Genomic DNA, 18,569 nt, shown 5'->3' on the forward strand with positions numbered 1-18,569 from the left:
CCGTTGAATTATACGAATGCAATCTCACTCCATTGGAGGCGCCAGCTTCCACTATTACTGCAAACCGAAGCCACTGAATGCGGCCTGGCATGTTTAGCCATGATACTCGGTTATCATAGACATAATTCAAGCCTGTATGAACTCCGAAATAGATTCCAAACCTCATTAAAAGGCATGACATTAAAGCACATCATTCAAATAGCCGATCAATTGAGGCTAGGAACACGAGCCATCAGGCTCGACATGAAAGACCTGTCACAACTTAAACTGCCCTGTATTCTTCACTGGAACTTTAATCACTTTGTAGTCTTGAAGTCCGTACATCAAAGTCATCTTGTGTTACACGATCCAGCGCGAGGTATTCGACATATATCACTCACCGAGAGCAGTGAATTTTTTACTGGAATAGCCCTAGAACTATGGCCAGAATTTGATTTTGAAGAGAAGAAAAAAGAGCCAAGCATCAAGCTTTCCAAAATGCTTGGAAAAACGGCAGGCCTGTATCGATCGGTATTACAAGTACTTCTATTGGCGGTCGCGTTGGAAATATTTTCTCTCGTCAGTCCGTTTTTTCTCCAGTGGACGATCGACAATGTCCTTGTCAGTGAGGATAGCGAGTTGCTAAAAACCCTTGTATTAGGTTTTGGGTTATTAATGCTAATGCAACAGGGAGTAACAGCCATTCGTGCCTGGGTGTTGATTCACATGAATACAATGATTAGTGTGCAATGGTGTGCCAATGTATTCAGTCATCTTTTGAGATTGCCTATTCATTTTTTTGAAAGACGACATCTGGCGGATGTCGTATCGCGTTTTGGCGCGATGGACCATATCCAACGGACACTTACCTCCACGTTTTTTTCCAGTATCCTTGATGGCCTGATGAGTACCGCTACATTAGCGCTGATGTTTACGTACAGCCCCGCTCTAACTTTTATTTCTCTCATCGCCATGGTGCTTTATATATTAGGCCGCTGCATCTGGCACGCCCCTTTCCGCAGGGCAACGGAAGAACAGATAATCCATGCTGCGCGTCAGGAGAGCCACTTTTTGGAAACCGTCAGGGGAATTCGGTCGATAAAGCTATTCCGGCGACCCGATGAACGACGCTCCACTTGGTTAGGCCTGTTGATCGAGCAAATTAATGCAGATATTCGATCTCAAAAAATGCAACTTCTGTATGCACAACTTAACGGTTTACTTTTCGGCATTGAAAACTTGCTTGCAGTGTGGCTTGGCGCCAGCATGGTAATAAGTGGACATTTCAGTGTGGGTGTATTAATGGCCTTCACCGCCTATAAGACACAATTCGCCAGTAGGGTATCTAGCCTGGTAGACCATTTTTTTGAATTACACATGCTCCAACTCCATGGTGAGCGCTTGGCCGATATTGTTCTTCATCCGCCAGAGAATAGCCACGGAGAAATTAATTTAGCCATACCCCACACACGCAGCGCAGATATTGAAATAAGAAACTTGATGTACCGCTACTCCGACCAAGAACCTTACGTTATTGACAAAGTGAATTTATATATAGCTGAGGGTGAATCGATAGCCATCACAGGAGCGTCTGGTGCCGGGAAAAGCACATTGATCAACTTGATGCTAGGGATTCTCCCTGCCAGCGAAGGGCAAATCAGAATTGCCGGAATGGAAGTGAGAGACATTGGCGTTAACACCCTCCGAGACATGGTCGGCACGGTGATGCAGGATGATATCTTGTTTGCCGGATCACTGGCGGAAAACATTTCTTTTTTCGACCAGAATGCTGATATGTCCTGGATAATGCAATGTGCAAAAATGGCCGCGATACATAGTAGTATCCAATCAATGCCTATGGGATACAGCACATTGGTTGGGGACATGGGGACGGTGCTCTCAGGCGGACAGAAACAACGCGTACTCTTGGCTCGTGCGCTTTATAAAAGAGCCAGAATTTTATTCCTTGACGAAGCCACCAGCCATCTTGACCTACAGTGTGAGCAATTAGTCAACGATGCCATACGCTCACTCAAAATAACCCGAATAATTGTCGCACATCGGCCTGAGACTATCGCGTCGGCGGACCGGGTTTTCATATTGGAATCAGGCAAATTAGAACCTTCCCCCATCCACGCGCATGTGGATGCGATTAAATGATGGGCTATTCCGCCTGTACGCTGTCCATACTTGTCTGGGGCATAACGTTATCAGCTATAGGTGCTGAGCTTGTTGCACCTAGCCACGTTACATCAGCCTCTTCAAAGACAACCTCGGGTCGGCCGTGCGCCCTTGGAAGTATCCCAACAAAACTGTCTCTACAGGAGACCATAGAGCGAATACTTTGCAATGACCCAAAAACACGCTCGGCTTGGGCGCATGCAAAAGCGCAAGCCGCTCAAATCGGAGTCAGTCGCTCTTCATATTTTCCGAAGCTCACTGGCAGCATCGGTATGTCTACGGGACGGACCGTTACTGATTATGAGCAGCGAAGTGAGCTTTCCAGCGAAGGAAACCAACGGCAGATTTCCAATAGATTGCATTTCAGCTGGATATTGTTCGATTTTGGGCAGAGGGAAGCCGAGCTACGAAGATCCACGCAACTCTTAATAGCTGCTAACGCCAACCAAGACGCCGTACTGCAAAAATCTTTCGCTTCCGCAGCAGAGCTTTACTATGGCGCTCTTGCTGCTCAGCGCAGTTTGGTCATCTCATCAAAAGTTACATCGTTTGCAGCAGAAAATCTCGATGCCGCAGAAGCCATGTATCACTCTGGAGTCGCAGCACTTTCTGATTTATTGCAAGCTAAGGCAGCCTATTCCCAAGCCCGTCTGAATCAGATTCGCGATGCGGGGGCGCTTCACAATGCCACTGGGATGCTTGCACTGCGCATGGGACTCTCTCCTGAGACACCATTCGAATTGGAGGGCGATCTTACGTCGTTACCCGATACGCGATTCATCAAGACAATTGACGAGCTATTTCAACAAGCCCAAGATCATCCTGCCTTGGTAGCCGTTAGAGCGCGGATCAAAGCCACTGAAGCGAAGCTTGACGAGAGTCGCGCCGCTGGAAAACCGACCCTTTCATTGACGGCCGATATTTCCCATGCCCGAATTAGCCAATCCCAAATGCTTAACGGCGACAGGCGTGACCGAGATAGAGCCATCGGCCTGCAATTAAATATTCCACTGTTCGATGGTTTCAGCCGAAAGTATCAGATACGCGGTGATCTTGCGCGTCTTGAGGCAAGCAAGGAAGAGCTTCTGGAGGAACAACTGAGGTTATCGCTTGAACTTTGGGAAAATTACCAAACCCTTGGCAGTGAACTTCAGCGACTGAACCATACCAACAAGTTGATCACCCAATCACAGCAATCCCTCGAGGTCGTGCAAGGTCGCTATCGATCCGGGGTGGGTAGCGTGATTGAGTTATTGAGTGCTTTAAACACCTACGCAAGTGCTGAAAATCAACATATTAGCGCCTTGACTACCTGGCACATCACACGATTACGCTTTTCTGAAAATTTGGGACTGCTTGGTTTTTGGAACCCATACTAAACAGCAATTTATCAGCCGCGCCAAACCACCAACCTCACATTCAACCGTTCCCGCTTCCTGCCGCTCTGCGCCCACAGCCGCCCTCCCTGACGTTCCACCGCATTGCTCAGCCCCAACCCGAAACCACCATTCGCCGGGCGGAAGCCATCAAGGCGGGTGAACCGATCGAAGATGCGGTTGAATTCCTGGTCTGCCAGCGAATACCTACCAAGCGATTGCAGGTTGCGCTGCAACAACCCTCCGGTCGATCCGATGCACGGCGAACATGAATTTTACGAAGATCGCCCGCCCGCAAATCGCTACACTGCGCAGGTATTGCGTGCCGGATGCGCGCAAAGCTCAATCAGACCGCTGGATGCAGGAGACAAGTGTGCTCAAGAAACTGGGAATCAAAGGCCGCGTGCTGTTGCTGACCCTGTTGCCGACCAGCCTGATGGCGCTGGTCCTGGGCGGCTATTTCACCTGGATGCAGCAATCGGACCTGCACGCCCAATTGCTGCAACGTGGCGAGATGATCGCCGAACAGCTCGCGCCGCTGGTCGCCCCGGCCATGAGCCGCCAGGACACCGATCTGCTGGAACGCATCGCCACCCAGTCCCTGGAGCAAGCGGACGTACGCGCCGTGACCCTGCTCGCTCCCGACCGCACGCCCCTGGCCCACGCCGGCCCGACGATGCTCAACCGGGCGCCGGAAGGGAACAGTGCGCAGTTGCAGCAACGCACCGGCAACGATGCCACGCGGTATCTGCTGCCGGTCTTCGGCAAGCACCGCAACCTGGCGGGCGAACTGATTCCTGAAGAAGCCGACCGCCTGCTGGGCTGGGTCGAGCTGGAGTTGTCTCACAGCGGCATGTTGCTAAGCGGTTATCGCAGTATGTTCGCCAGCCTGCTGTTGATCGCCGTTTGCCTGGGCCTGACCGCGCTGCTGGCCCTGCGCATGGGCCGCACGATCAACCGCCCGCTGGGCCAGATCAAGCACGCCGTGGCGCAACTCAAGGACGGCCATCTGGAAACCCGCCTGCCACCGCTGGGCAGCCAGGAGCTCGATGAACTGGCCTCTGGCATCAATCGCATGGCCGGGACCTTGCAGAACGCCCAGGAAGAATTGCAGCACAGCATCGACCAGGCCACCGAAGACGTGCGCCAGAACCTGGAAACCATCGAAATCCAGAACATCGAGCTGGACCTGGCCCGCAAGGAGGCTCTGGAAGCGAGCCGGATCAAATCCGAATTCCTGGCGAACATGAGCCATGAAATCCGCACGCCGCTCAACGGCATCCTCGGCTTTACCCACCTGTTACAGAAAAGCGAACTGACCCCGCGCCAGCTCGACTACCTGGGCACCATCGAGAAATCCGCCGACAGCCTGCTGGGGATCATCAACGAGATCCTCGACTTTTCGAAGATCGAGGCCGGCAAGCTGGTGCTCGACAACATTCCGTTCAACCTGCGGGACCTGTTGCAGGACACCCTGACCATCCTCGCCCCCGCGGCCCACGCCAAACAACTGGAACTGGTGAGCCTGGTGTACCGGGACACACCGCTGTCGCTGGTGGGTGATCCACTGCGCCTCAAGCAGATCCTGACCAACCTGGTGAGCAACGCCATCAAGTTCACCCGCGAGGGCACCATCGTCGCCCGGGCCATGCTCGAGGACGAACACGAAGACAGCGTGCAGTTGCGCATCAGCATCCAGGACACCGGCATCGGCCTGTCCAACCAGGACGTGCGGGCGCTGTTCCAGGCGTTCAGCCAGGCCGACAACTCGCTGTCGCGGCAACCGGGTGGCACTGGGCTGGGCCTGGTGATTTCCAAGCGCCTGGTGGAACAGATGGGCGGTGAGATCGGCGTCGACAGCACACCGGGCGAAGGCTCGGAATTCTGGATCAGCCTGCGCCTGCCCAAGACCCGTGACGATGCCGAGGACCTGCCTGGCCCGCCGTTGCTGGGCCGGCGCGTGGCGGTGCTGGAGAATCATGAACTGGCCCGCCAGGCCTTGCAGCACCAGCTCGAAGACTGTGGCTTGCAAGTGACGCCGTTCAATACCCTGGAGAGCCTGACCAACGGCATCACCGTCGCCCACCAGACTGATCAGGCCATCGATCTGGCCGTGCTGGGCATCACCAGTAACGACATGCCGCCGGAGCGCCTCAACCAGCATATCTGGGACCTTGAACACCTGGGCTGCAAAGTGCTCGTGCTGTGCCCCACTACCGAACAGACCCTGTACCACCTCTCGGTGCCCAACCCCCACAGCCAGTTGCAGGCCAAGCCGGCCTGCACCCGCAAGTTGCGCCGCTCGCTTTCCGATCTGGTCAACCCGCGACCAACCCGCAGCGAACCCCACGAACCGGTGGCCAGCCGCGCGCCCAAAGTGCTGTGCGTGGATGACAATCCGGCCAACCTGCTGCTGGTGCAGACCCTGCTCGAAGACATGGGCGCCAAGGTGCTCGCGGTGGAAAGCGGCTACGCGGCGGTCAAGGCCGTGCAGAAAGAAACCTTCGACCTGGTCTTGATGGACGTGCAGATGCCTGGCATGGACGGTCGCCAGAGCACCGAGGCGATCCGCCAGTGGGAAAGCGAGCGGCATTGCACGCCGCTGCCGATCGTCGCCCTCACCGCCCACGCCATGGCCAACGAAAAGCGTGCCCTGCTGCAAAGCGGCATGGATGACTACCTGACCAAACCCATCAGCGAACGGCAACTGGCCCAGGTGGTGCTCAAATGGACCGGCCTGGCCCTGCGCAACCAATCACCGGAGCGCAGCGGCGACGCCCAGGGCGGCAGCGAACTGCTGGTGCTCGATCACGAGGAAGGCCTGCGCCTGGCCGCCGGCAAGGCCGACCTGGCGGCGGACATGCTGGCGATGTTGCTGGCGTCCCTGGAAGCCGATCGCGAAGCGATCCGCCAGGCCAGCGAGGCCAACGATCACAACGCCCTGATCGAGCGGGTCCACCGCCTGCACGGCGCCACCCGCTACTGTGGCGTGCCGCAGTTGCGTGCGGCCTGCCAGCGCAGCGAAACCCTGCTCAAGCAACAGGACCCCAAGGCTGCCGCGGCCCTGGAAGAATTGGAGCGTGCCATCAATCGCCTGGCGAGCGAAGCGCGTATCAGTGCCTGATCCAGGGCAATACCCTTGGAACCGGAATCGCTGAAAATCCATGCTCCTACCCGGACTGTAGGGCTTGTTTTTTACCAGGAGGCCGCCATGCGCGTGATTTTTTTCAGCAGCCAGACCTACGACCGCGACAGTTTCACCAAGGCCCCGACGCCTGCGGGCCTTCAATTGCAATTCCAGCCCGCCCGCCTGAACCTCGACACCGTGGCCCTGGCCGAACGCCATGAAGTGGTGTGCGCCTTCATCAACGATGACCTCAGCGCCCCGGTGCTGGAGCGGCTGGCCGAAGGTGGCACGCGGCTGATCGCCCTGCGCTCGGCCGGCTACAACCATGTCGACCTGCTCGCCGCCAAGCGCCTGGGCTTGAGCATCGTCCGGGTACCAGCCTACTCGCCCCATGCCGTGGCCGAACATGCCGTGGCGTTGATCATGGCCCTCAATCGCTGCCTGCACCGTGCCTACAACCGCACCCGGGACGGCAACTTCAGCCTTCATGGGCTGACCGGTTTCGACCTGGTGGGCAAGACCGTCGGTGTGATCGGTACCGGGCAGATCGGTGCTACGTTCGCGCGGATCATGGCCGGCTTCGGCTGCCAGTTGCTAGCCTACGACCCCTATCCCAACCCACAGGTCGAAGCCCTGGGGGCTCGCTACTTGCCCTTGGCCGATCTGCTGGCACAAGCGCAGATCATCAGCCTGCACTGCCCGCTGAACGAACAGAGCCGGCACCTGATCAATGCCGATTCATTGGCGGCCATGCAACGCGGCGCGATGTTGATCAACACCGGGCGTGGCGGCCTGGTGGACACGCCGGCCCTGATCGAGGCCTTGAAAAGCGGCCAGCTCGGCTATTTGGGCTTGGATGTCTATGAAGAAGAGGCGCAGTTGTTCTTCAAGGACCGTTCCGACCTGCCCTTGCAGGACGACGTGCTGGCACGGCTGCTGACCTTCCCCAACGTGATCGTCACCGCTCACCAGGCGTTCCTGACCCATGAAGCGCTGGCGGCGATTGCCATGACGACCCTGGACAACATCGCCGCCTGGGCGAAAGGCGCGCCACAAAATCTGGTGGATAGCTGACCCCGCTCTATCAGCCAACACATACCTCCTGTGGGAGCAGGCTCGCTCCCACAGTGGATTTCGTCGCCTGACCAGCATCCGAACTGTCCCAAGCCATGCCCCGTGCTAGCATATCGCGCCTATTTGGAGGACCCATGGCCGAACACGATTTCCGCTACACCCTGATGAACCCGCAGCACACCTTGACCGAAGTCCGCGCCTTGGCGCCGGGCCGTTACCAGGTCACCGGCAACGGCGGTTCGATCCAGGCCAACGATGTGTTGCTCGTCACGCTCAAGGGCAGCAAGGACTTGTCCATGCGCCTGACCGTGGACACCGTTCGGCACCTGCTCAAGCCCATGGGCCAATGGACCGCCATGACCACCGGCCCGGTATTCGGCGAACTGGCGATCCATACCTGGCAGGTCAACTGTGACGCTTGCGCCAAGGAACTGAGCTTCGAATTCGCCGTCGATGCCAAGCTCGGCGTCAAGGCCGAGAAACCGGCCGCCACCGCGCGAATCGCCGAACTGGGCTGGACCACCGTCGGTGAAAAACACCTGTGCCCGAAATGCCGGGAAGCCGCCTGATGAAACGTTTGGCCCTGTGCGCGTCGATCGGCCTGAGCCTGATGGGGTGTGCCGCTGAACCTGTGCAACTGCAACACAACCGCAGCTACATCCTGGAATGGATCGGCGAACGGCCATTGATGGACTACAGCCACCTGACCATCACCCTTGGGGATGACGGTCGCGCCTATGGCAACGGCGGCTGCAACCACTGGTTCGCGCCCTATACCCTGGAAGGCCACCGTTTGAGCTTCGGCAAGATCGGCAGCACGCGCAAGCTCTGTGCCCCAGCCCTGATGGAACAAGAAGCGCGCTTTTTGCAGGCGCTGGAAAAAGTCGAACGCTGGGACATCTCGCCCATCGAGCAAGTGCGCTTCTGGCCGGCCCAGGGCAAGCCGCTGCGGTGGTGGCTGGAAGAAGGCTGAGGCCTGGAAGGCGAAAAAACTGAATCTGGAATGGGTCCCTGTGGCGAGGGGATTTATCCCCGCTGGGCTGCGAAGCGGCCCCTGCTTCCCGTCTGACACACCGCAGTAGCAAATAGATCTGGGGCCGCTTCGCGACCCAGCGGGGATAAATCCCCTCGCCACAAGGTATCCCACCTGTCATAGCAGGGCTATTTGAACGCTTGCAACGCCTCCAGCTTGGCCATCACCCCCGCCGCCGTCTGCTCCCCCAGCAACTGCTCGCGCACCTTGCCCTGGTTATCGATGATGTAAGTCACCGGCAGCCCTTCGCTGCGAGGAAGATCGAATATCTCGGCCGGATCCCGGGCCAACACCGTGAAGCGAATCCCCATCTTGTCGCTGGCGCTCTTGAGTTCTTCGCCCTGCACCTGGTCGAAATTGACCCCGAACACACCGACGTTGCGGCCCTTGAGCTGTTCGGCCAAGGCATTGAATTCCGGGATTTCGGTGCGGCACGGTGCGCACCATTCCGCCCAGTAGTTAAGTACCACCCACTGTTTGTCCAGCCGCTGCGAGGCGATGGCCTGACCGTTCTGGTCCACCCCGTAGTCGTTCCCGCAGCCGGCGAGCAATAAGCTGCCCATGAAGATCAATGCCGCCGTCAATCGCCTTGTCATGTACCAATCCTTGTCTGAATGTGAACGCTGCTGCGACCCGTCGCCTCTCTAAGGTGCTAGGGACTTCGCGGCACAGTAGAATAGCCGCCACCTTACGCAAGATGCGACCCGCTCATGACCGATCTGACGCTTTATCACAACCCGCGCTGCTCCAAATCCCGCGGTGCGCTGGAACTGTTGGAGGCCCGTGGCCTGACGCCCACCGTGGTCCGCTACCTGGAAACCCCGCTCGACGCTGCGCAATTGGAGCGTCTGCTGGGCAAGCTCGGCATCACAGCACGGCAACTGCTGCGCACCGGCGAGGACGAATACAAAGACTTGAACCTGGCCGACGAAAGCCTGAGCCAGGCCCAGTTGATCGCGGCCATTGCCGCTCACCCGAAACTCATGGAACGACCGATTCTTGAAGCCGGGGAAAAGGCCGTGATTGGCCGTCCGCCGGAGAAGATCCTGGAGATCCTGCCGTGACCACACCGTACATCCTGGTGTTGTATTACAGCCGCAGCGGCTCCACCAACGAAATGGCCCGGCAGATCGCCCGAGGTGTCGAACAGGCCGGCCTGGAAGCCAGGTTGCGTACGGTGCCGGCGATTTCTACCGAGTGCGAAGCGGTGGCTCCGGACATCCCCGAGCAAGGCCCGCTCTACGCCAGCCTCGATGACTTGAAGAATTGCGCCGGCCTGGCCCTGGGCAGCCCGACCCGTTTCGGCAACATGGCCGCGCCGCTCAAGTACTTTCTCGACGGCACCAGCAACCTGTGGCTGACCGGCGCCCTGGTGGGCAAACCGGCCGGAGTATTCACCTCCACCGCCAGCCTGCACGGCGGCCAGGAAACCACGTTGCTGTCGATGATGCTGCCGCTGCTGCACCACGGCATGCTGATCACCGGCCTGCCCTACAGCGAATCGGCCCTGATCGACACCCAGGGCGGCGGCACACCTTACGGCCCGAGCCATCACGCCGGGGCCGACGGTAAAAGCGGCTTGAACGAACATGAGGTCGCGCTGTGCCGGGCCCTGGGTTCGCGCCTGGCGAAAACCGCCCTGCTGCTGGAGAACGGCCGTGGCTAAGAAGCCGAAGATCCTGCCTCCTATCCAGTGGCTGGAACCGCGCGTACGCATCGCCCGGACCCTCAGCCTGCTGTGCTTTTTCGGCCTGGTGGGGTTGCTCAGCGGGTACTACCTGCTGGTTGCCGACCTGCACGGCGCGCGGCCCTGGGTGATTTTGCTGATCGAACTGGTGCCACTGTTGATCCTGGCGCCAGGTATGCTCACTGGCAGCGCCCGCGGGCATTCGTGGATGTGCTTTGTGGTGAACCTGTATTTCATCAAGGGCGCGTTGGCGGTCTATGACCCCAACCGGCAGCTGTTCGGCGCGCTGGAAATGGCGGCAAGCGTGGCGGTGTTCTGCTCGGCGTTGTTGTATGTGCGGTGGCGGTTTCAGTTGAATCGACGACTCGCGGGCGAAGGCGATATTTCCGTCGCCTGAAAATTGCTATCGCGAGCAGGCTCGCTCCCACAGAGGTGTTGTGAACGCCACAGATCCAGTGTGGGGCGAGTCTGCTCGCGATGCGATCTCAATGATTCACGGTATACGCCAGCATCATCGAAATCTGGCTCATCGGCCGTCCCCCACTCTCTTCATGCCACTGGTTGAAGGCGTTCTGCACTGTCGCCAGGTCGCGCAGGCTGGTGGGGACTTTGTCGATGATGTCCTGGGCATTGAGCGCCGCCACCACGTCATAGCTGGGCACGAAGGTGTCCTTGCCCATCATGCGCAGGAAGCGCGGTGCCGATAGGCCACCCAACTGATGGCCATGCTTTTTCAGATAGGTCCACAGGCCGACGATATCGGTCACCGGCCAGTCGGCTACCAGCGCGCCGAAGCTGCCCTTTTCATGGGCCACGTCCAATATCAGTTGCGCGTTACGCGGCACGCTCTTGAGCTTGCCCAGGTGGCGAATGATCCGTGCGTCCTGCATCAGCCGCTCCAGGTGCTCGGCGCTCATCAGCACGACTTTTTCCGGATCGAACTTGAAGAACACCTCTTCGAAGGCCGGCCACTTGGCGTCCACCAGGCTGTGCTTGAGCCCGGCACGGAAGACCCGCAGCGCCATGGTCGAGAGGTAGCGGTCGTCGCTGATCTTGCGCAGTTGCGCCGGGGTCTTGGGAACCGGCAGGTGAGCTTCCAGTTCAGCCGCCGAACCGAAGCGGTTCAGACAATACTCGTGTAACCACTTGTAATCGCGCATGCCCTCTCCCTGAAATGAAAACGGCGCCCGCGAGCGCCGTGAATAAAGCCCTTGCCCTCGTCAGAGGTTCACCACATTGACGAACCGCGGCGTGGCGTTTTCGTCGATGCGCAGGTTGGTGAAGTCGAACAGGTTGCGGTCCGCCAGTTGCGATGGGATGACATTCTGCAAGCCGCGGAAAATGCTCTCGGTACGGCCCGGGGTCTTGCGCTCCCATTCTTGAAGCATCTCCTTGACCACCTGGCGTTGCAGGTTTTCCTGGGAGCCGCAGAGGTTGCAGGGGATGATCGGGAACTGCTTGAAATCCGAATAGGCCTGGATGTCTTTCTCGCTGCAATAGGCCAGCGGGCGGATCACCACATTGCGCCCGTCATCGGCGCGCAGCTTGGGCGGCATGGCCTTGAGCGAGCCGTTGTAGAACATGTTCAAAAAGAACGTTTCGACGATGTCGTCACGGTGGTGACCCAGGGCCATCTTGGTCGCACCGATCTCGTCGGCGAAGGTGTAGAGCGTGCCGCGCCGCAGGCGTGAGCACAGCGAGCAGGTGGTCTTGCCTTCGGGAATCAGTTCCTTGACCACCGAATAGGTGTCTTTCTCGACGATGTGGTACTCCACGCCCAGCGACTCGAGGTAGGCAGGCAGCACATGCTCGGGGAAACCGGGTTGTTTCTGGTCCATGTTCACCGCGACGATGTCGAACTTGATCGGCGCAACCTTCTGCAGATGCATCAGCACATCGAGCAAGGTGTAGCTGTCCTTGCCACCGGACAGGCAGACCATGACCTTGTCGCCGTCCTCGATCATGTTGAAATCGGCGACCGCCTCACCGGCCTGGCGGCGCAGGCGCTTTTGCAGTTTGTTCTGGTTGACCGTAAGAGTGCCCATGACGCGAAATCCGTGAGGTGTGACGAAAGGCCGGCATTTTACGCAAAAATCCGCCGTCGGCGAAGGGTTGATGCACCACTGTTGTGGTCAAGATTGTGGGAGCAAAGCTTGCTCGCGAAACAGACGCCTCGGTTTCTGAAAGACCGCATCGCTTCCATCGCAAGCAAGCCTTGCTCCCACAATCGCCTCGCCACAAAGTGAATTTCGTTGCCAAGTCATGTACAGACCCATCGGCGATTAACACCATCGCCTACAGCGCGATTTGCTCTAAGCCCCCCATCCCCCTCGCGGCGACTCCTTTCTATACTGCGACATAAGGTCGCACACACTTACAGACCTTTACTTACCCGGCCATTTGGCCCGTAGGCGCTCCGTTGGGGGGCGATGGCAATAACAAAGGAGTGACTGACTATGATCCATCATGTCGTGGGGCTCTTTACCCACCCTGATCAAGAATGGAAAGAAATCCGTGGCGATCAGGAGGAAAGCATCAGCCACATGTACCTCACCCACACGCTGATCCTGGCGGCTATTCCCGCCGTGTCGGCGTTCATCGGTACCACACAGGTAGGATGGGTCATCGGCAATCGCCCACCGGTCATGCTCACCCAGGAAAGCGCGCTGTGGATGACCATCATGTCGTACCTGGCCATGTTGGGCGGTGTGGCAGTGATGGGGGCTTTCATCCATTGGATGGCCCGCACCTATGATGCCAATCCGAGCCTGGCCCGTTGCGTTGCGTTCGCCACCTACACCGCAACACCTTTGTTCATCGGCGGCCTGGCGGCGCTCTACCCGCACATGTGGCTGGGGATGATCGTCGGCACGGCGGCGATCTGCTACACGGTCTACCTGCTGTATGTGGGCCTGCCAACGTTCATGAACATTCCCCAGGACGAAGGTTTCCTGTTTTCCAGTTCGGTGCTCGCCGTCGGCCTGGTAGTGCTGGTGGCAATCATGGCGTTCACGGTCATCGTCTGGGGGCTGGGCGTCGGCCCGGTGTATACCAACTGAATGATTGAAGCTCTCCAATAAGAAGCAGGATCTGCCAACACAGGCCGCCGCAAGGCGGCCTTCCTGTGTTTGCGAGGGTGGAAACGACCACTGGGCGCCTGAACGATTCGCAACGGCCGACGCTTGCGGCATACTCGGATTTCTGGAGACCCGTAAAGCATGCTCGAGCAACTCAATACCCGCGTCGAAGAGTGTTACCAACAAGCCGAATCCTTTTTCAAACGTCCTTTCAAACGCCCGGTGGTCAGCCTCAAGTTGCGTGGCCAGAAGGCCGGTGTCGCGCACCTGCATGAGAATCTGCTGCGCTTCAATCCACAGTTGTACCGGGAAAACGCCGAAGACTTCCTCAAGCAGACCGTCGCTCACGAAGTCGCGCACCTGATCGCCCACCAACTGTTTGGCGAGCGCATCCAGCCCCATGGCGAAGAATGGCAACTGATCATGCGCGGGGTGTACGAACTGCCGCCCAACCGTTGCCACACCTACGAAATCAAACGCCGCAGCGTGACCCGCTACATCTACAAATGCCCCTGCGACGGCAGTGACTTCCCGTTTTCGGCCCAGCGCCACAGCCTGGTGCGCCAGGGACGGCGATATTTGTGTCGTAGTTGTCGACAGACCTTGGTGTTCAGTGGAGAGACGCGGGTCGAATAGCAATTTTTTGTAGAGTTTCGACTGGCCCTATCGCGAGCAGGCTCGCTCCCACAGGGGGATTTGCGTCGTACATGGATCCACTGTGGGAGCGAGCCTGCTCGCGAAGGGCACTTGAAAGCACTACAAAATCACCTGGGCACTGCGCAATTGAGCAATCCGCTCAACACTGAACCCCAACTCTCCCAACACCTGATCTGTATGCACCCCCAGCCCCGCGCCAATATGCCGAGGCTCGGGCAACCCTTCGGAAAATTTCAGCGGACAGGCCATCTGCGCCTGGCTCGAACCATCGCCACGGGGCACCTGTGTCACCAGCTCCCGAGCCTGTAACTGCGGATGCCTGATGGTTTCCTCAAGACTCAGCACCGGTTCGACACAGGCATCGATCCCGGCGAACAAGCTGCAAAGCTCGGCGAAATCATGCTTCTCGAACTCGGCTTGCAGTGCCTGCTTGAGCATGCGCTGTTGCTCGGGTTGAGGCGACAGCCCCTGGGCCGCCAACTCCGGTCGCCCCAAAGCCCCGCACAGCGCCTGCATGAAGGCCGGTTCCAGGCTGCCCACCGACATCCAGCGACCATCGCGGGTGCGGTAATAGTCGTAGAAACTGCCGCCGTTGAGCATCTGGTTTTCCCAACCCGGTTCCACCCCACAGGCCAGGTAACCGGCACCGGCCATGGCGTTCAGGCTGAATACACAGTCGGTCATGCTCACATCCAGGTGCTGGCCCTGCCCGGTCTGCTGACGGGCAATCACCGCCGCCAACAGCCCGATCACCCCGTGTAGCGAACCGCCAGCAATGTCCGCCGCCTGGATCCCCAGCGGCAGTGGGCCGCTGTCGGCGCGGCCGGTATGACTGGCCAGCCCCGCCAAGGCCAGGTAGTTGATGTCGTGCCCGGCGCGGTCCTTATAGGGGCCGGTCTGGCCATAGCCGGTGATCGACACATAGATCAACCGTGGGTTGATCGCCTTCAAGGCCTCATACCCCAGGCCCAGTCGCTCCATCACGCCAGGGCGGAACTGCTCCAGCAGGATGTCGTAGTCCGCCAGCAACTGCGTGACCACCTCCAACGCTTGCGGTTGCTTGAGGTCCAGGGCCAGGCTGCGCTTGTTGCGGTTGAGGTAGGCGTGGCTGGCCGATACGCCCCGGTCATGGGGCGGTAGTACCCGCAAAAGGTCCTGGCGGGTCGGCGACTCGATGCGCAACACCTCGGCTCCCATGTCCGCCAGCAACAGCGAGGCGAACGGGCCGGGCAGCAGGGTCGAGAAGTCCAGAACCTTGAGCGATGCCAGTGGACCTTGCATGAGCGATCTCCGAGGGGTGATGGTGAAAGACTAGGCAGGGGTTGGCGGTGGGGCAATTACCGCAGGTGTCACATCGAATGACGATTGTGCTCATGGCTGGCACAGATCCGTGTGGCGACGCTGGGCTGTGGGAGCAAAGCTTGCTCGCGAAACAGGCGCCTCAATCCTGAAAGACCGCATCGCCTTCATCGCGGGCAAGCCTTGCTCCCACAGAGTGTGGGATAAATCCCCTTGGCACAAAAGCACACTTATCTTGCGAACTCAGGCGCAATAAAAAACCCGCCGAAGCGGGTTTTTCATTGCAGCCTGTAGCTTACTTCACAGCGCCTGGAGCAGAGGACTCTGCCGCTGCAATCTGCGCCGCCGCAATCTGCTCGTCATCTTCACGGACGTCGGAGATACCGCGACCGCCGGAAGCCAGTTCGGTCTGCAGTTGGTTCTCGTCCAGCTCCTTGACCCACTTGGCAACCACGATCGTGGCAACGGCGTTGCCCACCAGGTTGGTCAGGGCGCGGGCTTCGGACATGAAGCGGTCGATACCCAGGATCAGTGCAAGGCCGGCCACCGGCAAGGTGCCCACGGCCGACAGGGTGGCCGCCAGTACGATGAAACCGCTACCGGTCACGCCAGCAGCACCTTTGGACGACAGCAGCAGCACCAGCAGCAGGGTGATCTGGTGAGTCAGGTCCATTGGGGTGTCGGTGGCCTGGGCGATGAACACCGCAGCCATGGTCAGGTAGATCGAAGTACCGTCGAGGTTGAACGAGTAGCCAGTCGGGATGACCAGGCCTACGACCGACTTCTTGGCACCCAGGCGCTCCATCTTGATCAGCATGCGTGGCAGGGCCGATTCCGACGAGGAAGTACCCAGCACGATCAGCAGTTCTTCACGGATGTAGCGGATCAGCTTGACCACGCTGAAGCCGTGGGCGCGGCAGATGGCGCCCAGCACCACCAGCACGAACACCACGCAGGTGATGTAGAAGCAGATCATCAGCTGGCCCAGTTGCACCAGCGAACCGACACCGTAGGCACCGATGGTGAAGGCCATGGCACCGAACGCACCGATAGGCGCCAGCTTCATGATCATGTTGATGATGATGAACATCACGTGGGCGAAGCGATCGATGAAGTCCAGCACCGGCTTGCCGTAGGCACCCAGGCGATGCAGGGCGAAACCGAAGAGCACCGAGAACATCAACACTTGCAGGATGTCGCCGTTGGCGAACGCACCCACGATGGTGTTCGGGATCACGTTGAGGATGAAGGCGACGATGCTCTGGTCTTTACCGGCCGAGATGAAACCGGCGATCTTGCTGGTGTCCAGGGTTGCCACGTCGATGTGCATGCCGACGCCCGGCTGTACGACGTTGACCACGACCAGGCCGATCAGCAGGGCGATGGTGGAGACGATTTCGAAGTACAGCAGCGCATAGCCGCCAGTCTTGCCCACCGATTTCATGTTCTGCATGCCGCCGATGCCGCTGACGACGGTACAGAAGATGATGGGGGCGATGACCATTTTGATCAGTTTGATGAACCCGTCGCCGAATGGCTTGAGGGCAACACCGGTCTGCGGGTAGAAGTGGCCGAGCAAAATACCGATGGCAATGGCTACGATCACCTGGAAATACAGGGATTTGTACAGTGGCTGACGAGTCGTCATGGCAAACCTTCCTCAAGAGTCCCGCATGACGACATCCACCTGTCATCAACGGCACCTCAATTGCGAACCCTCCTGCACTGGAGGGATTTGTTTTTTGTCGGCTGCACGCGGCAGACCTACCTAACCCTTCGCAAAGCGCGTGCCATTTTTGCGAAACCCCCTACATCCGGTATAGCAGACGGGTTAGCGGATTCCACAGGGATTAAACGTGACGTGTAAGGTGGCGGATTTCCGCCTACAAGCCGTTTCGCATTCCGGGATTTGGCGGATATCCGCCTTGTTCAGCCCTCCCCCCCTGCTACCATCGCCCGCTTAACGGACGGATTTCAGCCATGCGCCAACGCACGATCGCCAGCCACTTCGCCCGCGCCGCCCTGGGCGGTGCGCGTCGGCAAGGCTTCGACTATTTTCCCCTGCTGCAACAGCTGGGCATCAGCCCTGAGCTGTTGGATGAGCCGCGGGCGCGGATTGCGCCCGAGCAATTCGCCCGCCTGTTGCAGGCTCTGTGGCTGGCACTGGGGGACGAATACCTGGGATTCGGCCGGGCGGCGAGTAAACCCGGGACGTTTGCCATGATGTGTCACGCGTTGATTCACTGTCGGACCCTGGGCAAGGCTCTTCAGCGTGGCTTGCTGTTCTACAGCCTGTTCCCCGACGCCCCGAGCCTGACGCTGGAAACCGAAGGCGAGCGAGTGCGACTGATGCTGGACGATTCGACGCTCTGGGACCCCGATCACTTCCTGACTGAAAGCCTGCTGGTGGTCTGGCATCGCCTCGCCAGTTGGCTGATCGGCCAGCGGATCGGCCTGGAACAGGCGACCTTCGGCTATACCAAACCCGCCCACGGCGCCGAATACGACTTATTGTTTCCCTGTCCGCTGGTGTTCGACGCCCGCAGCAGCAGCCTGTTGTTCCATAGTCGCTACCTGGAAATGCCGCTGCTGCAGGACGAACGTACCCTCAAGCATTTCCTCGAGCGCTCCCCCGCCGACCTGCTGTCGCGTCCGGACGACGGCCACAGCCTGAGCAGCCAACTGCGCCGCCTGCTCAGCCGCGACACGGCACGCTGGCCCGACCTGGACACCGTCGCCGCCCATCTGCACCTCAGCCCGCAGACCTTGCGCCGGCACTTGCGGGAGGAAGGCACCAGCTTCCAGGAACTCAAGGATCAGTTGCGGCGGGATATCGCCATCTATCACCTGGGACGCGCGGACCTGTCGTTGCAGCAGATCGCCGAGCAATTGGGTTTCTCCGAACCGTCGGCGTTTCACCGGGCATTCAAGAAGTGGACGGGGCTGACACCGGGGGCTTACAGGGAGTTGGAGAACTGAGTGGACATCCAACTTCTGTGGTGTATCTACCGGCCCTTGTGGCGAGGGAGCTTGCTCCCGTTCGAGTGCGCAGCGCTCGCAAATTTTTGGGGCCGCTTCG

17 protein-coding genes and 1 pseudogene are annotated in these 18,569 nt (G+C 58.9%); 12 read left to right on the forward strand and 6 right to left on the reverse strand.

From position 1 onward, the window contains the following. Positions 1 to 3: 3 nt before the first annotated feature. Positions 4 to 2,139 (forward strand): peptidase domain-containing ABC transporter, encoded by a 2,136-nt coding sequence (locus PBDP_RS22335; protein ID WP_212801340.1) that lies wholly within the window; start codon positions 4 to 6, stop codon positions 2,137 to 2,139. After that, a complete protein-coding gene (locus tag PBDP_RS22340; RefSeq protein WP_212801341.1) occupies positions 2,136 to 3,539 on the forward strand; it encodes a TolC family protein in 1,404 nt (467 codons plus the stop codon). The genes PBDP_RS22335 and PBDP_RS22340 overlap by 4 nt, the downstream gene beginning before the upstream one ends. 11 nt (positions 3,540 to 3,550) lie before the next feature. Here the strand turns inward: PBDP_RS22340 and PBDP_RS22345 are convergent. After that, positions 3,551 to 3,736, reverse strand: a pseudogene (locus tag PBDP_RS22345) (ATP-binding protein); the annotation flags it as partial. Positions 3,737 to 3,909: 173 nt separating this feature from the next. Here PBDP_RS22345 and PBDP_RS22350 point away from each other — a divergent pair. The 4 genes from PBDP_RS22350 (at position 3,910) to PBDP_RS22365 (ending at position 8,710) form a co-directional block, all read left to right on the forward strand. After that, positions 3,910 to 6,660 (forward strand): response regulator, encoded by a 2,751-nt coding sequence (locus tag PBDP_RS22350; protein WP_109753957.1) that lies wholly within the window; start codon positions 3,910 to 3,912, stop codon positions 6,658 to 6,660. 87 nt (positions 6,661 to 6,747) lie between these two features. Then, positions 6,748 to 7,737: a 2-hydroxyacid dehydrogenase gene (locus PBDP_RS22355; protein WP_109753956.1), complete on the forward strand. Its 990-nt coding sequence runs from the start codon at positions 6,748 to 6,750 to the stop codon at positions 7,735 to 7,737. A gap of 134 nt (positions 7,738 to 7,871) precedes the next feature. Continuing rightward, entirely contained in the window at positions 7,872 to 8,306 is a 435-nt protein-coding gene (locus PBDP_RS22360; RefSeq protein ID WP_053124325.1) for a hypothetical protein, read from the forward strand. Next, entirely contained in the window at positions 8,306 to 8,710 is a 405-nt protein-coding gene (locus tag PBDP_RS22365) for an META domain-containing protein (protein ID WP_109753954.1), read from the forward strand. Before PBDP_RS22360 ends, PBDP_RS22365 begins: the two co-directional genes overlap by 1 nt. 188 nt (positions 8,711 to 8,898) lie before the next feature. Here the strand turns inward: PBDP_RS22365 and PBDP_RS22370 are convergent, their stop codons facing one another. Then, positions 8,899 to 9,366 (reverse strand): TlpA disulfide reductase family protein, encoded by a 468-nt coding sequence (locus PBDP_RS22370; RefSeq protein WP_109753953.1) that lies wholly within the window; start codon positions 9,364 to 9,366, stop codon positions 8,899 to 8,901. Positions 9,367 to 9,480: 114 nt separating this feature from the next. On the opposite strand from PBDP_RS22370, the gene arsC reads away from it, so the two are divergent. Genes arsC through PBDP_RS22385 form a run of 3 tightly spaced genes read left to right on the forward strand, consistent with a single transcriptional unit; the run spans position 9,481 to position 10,854 of the window. Continuing rightward, entirely contained in the window at positions 9,481 to 9,834 is a 354-nt protein-coding gene (gene arsC, locus PBDP_RS22375) for an arsenate reductase (glutaredoxin) (protein WP_072411837.1), read from the forward strand. Next, positions 9,831 to 10,436, forward strand: coding sequence for an NAD(P)H:quinone oxidoreductase (wrbA, locus tag PBDP_RS22380; RefSeq protein ID WP_109753952.1), 606 nt, complete (start codon positions 9,831 to 9,833; stop codon positions 10,434 to 10,436). Before arsC ends, wrbA begins: the two co-directional genes overlap by 4 nt. After that, complete coding sequence (locus PBDP_RS22385; RefSeq protein ID WP_109753951.1) at positions 10,429 to 10,854, forward strand: DUF2069 domain-containing protein; 426 nt, start codon at positions 10,429 to 10,431, stop codon at positions 10,852 to 10,854. Before wrbA ends, PBDP_RS22385 begins: the two co-directional genes overlap by 8 nt. An 88-nt stretch (positions 10,855 to 10,942) precedes the next feature. Here PBDP_RS22385 and PBDP_RS22390 read toward each other — a convergent pair whose 3' ends face one another. Both PBDP_RS22390 and ttcA read right to left on the reverse strand, forming a co-directional pair. Next, positions 10,943 to 11,617, reverse strand: coding sequence for a DNA-3-methyladenine glycosylase I (locus PBDP_RS22390; protein ID WP_109753950.1), 675 nt, complete (start codon positions 11,615 to 11,617; stop codon positions 10,943 to 10,945). A 60-nt stretch (positions 11,618 to 11,677) separates the two neighbouring features. Beyond that, the gene (ttcA, locus tag PBDP_RS22395; RefSeq protein WP_003204698.1) at positions 11,678 to 12,502 is read right to left on the reverse strand and encodes a tRNA 2-thiocytidine(32) synthetase TtcA; all 825 of its coding nucleotides are present in this window, start codon (positions 12,500 to 12,502) and stop codon (positions 11,678 to 11,680) included. A gap of 411 nt (positions 12,503 to 12,913) precedes the next feature. Between ttcA and PBDP_RS22400 the strand changes: the two genes are divergently transcribed. Together PBDP_RS22400 and PBDP_RS22405 are read left to right on the forward strand one after the other, a co-directional pair. Then, positions 12,914 to 13,516 carry a Yip1 family protein gene (locus PBDP_RS22400; RefSeq protein WP_039591896.1) on the forward strand — a complete coding sequence of 201 codons (603 nt, stop codon included), beginning with the start codon at positions 12,914 to 12,916 and terminating at the stop codon, positions 13,514 to 13,516. Positions 13,517 to 13,675: 159 nt separating this feature from the next. Beyond that, positions 13,676 to 14,170 carry a SprT family zinc-dependent metalloprotease gene (locus tag PBDP_RS22405; RefSeq protein WP_109753949.1) on the forward strand — a complete coding sequence of 165 codons (495 nt, stop codon included), beginning with the start codon at positions 13,676 to 13,678 and terminating at the stop codon, positions 14,168 to 14,170. Between the two features lie 120 nt (positions 14,171 to 14,290). Here the strand turns inward: PBDP_RS22405 and PBDP_RS22410 are convergent, their stop codons facing one another. Together PBDP_RS22410 and PBDP_RS22415 are read right to left on the reverse strand one after the other, a co-directional pair. After that, positions 14,291 to 15,472 carry a CaiB/BaiF CoA transferase family protein gene (locus PBDP_RS22410; protein ID WP_109753948.1) on the reverse strand — a complete coding sequence of 394 codons (1,182 nt, stop codon included), beginning with the start codon at positions 15,470 to 15,472 and terminating at the stop codon, positions 14,291 to 14,293. A gap of 313 nt (positions 15,473 to 15,785) precedes the next feature. Continuing rightward, the gene (locus tag PBDP_RS22415) at positions 15,786 to 17,138 is read right to left on the reverse strand and encodes a dicarboxylate/amino acid:cation symporter (RefSeq protein ID WP_109753947.1); all 1,353 of its coding nucleotides are present in this window, start codon (positions 17,136 to 17,138) and stop codon (positions 15,786 to 15,788) included. Between the two features lie 332 nt (positions 17,139 to 17,470). On the opposite strand from PBDP_RS22415, the gene PBDP_RS22420 reads away from it, so the two are divergent. Further along, positions 17,471 to 18,469, forward strand: a complete 999-nt coding sequence (locus PBDP_RS22420; protein ID WP_212801343.1) for an AraC family transcriptional regulator — start codon at positions 17,471 to 17,473, stop codon at positions 18,467 to 18,469. The last annotated feature ends 100 nt before the right edge of the window (positions 18,470 to 18,569 follow it).

Source organism: Pseudomonas sp. St290 (genome assembly GCF_018325805.1).
GTDB classification, from domain to species: Bacteria; Pseudomonadota; Gammaproteobacteria; order Pseudomonadales; family Pseudomonadaceae; genus Aquipseudomonas; species Aquipseudomonas bijieensis.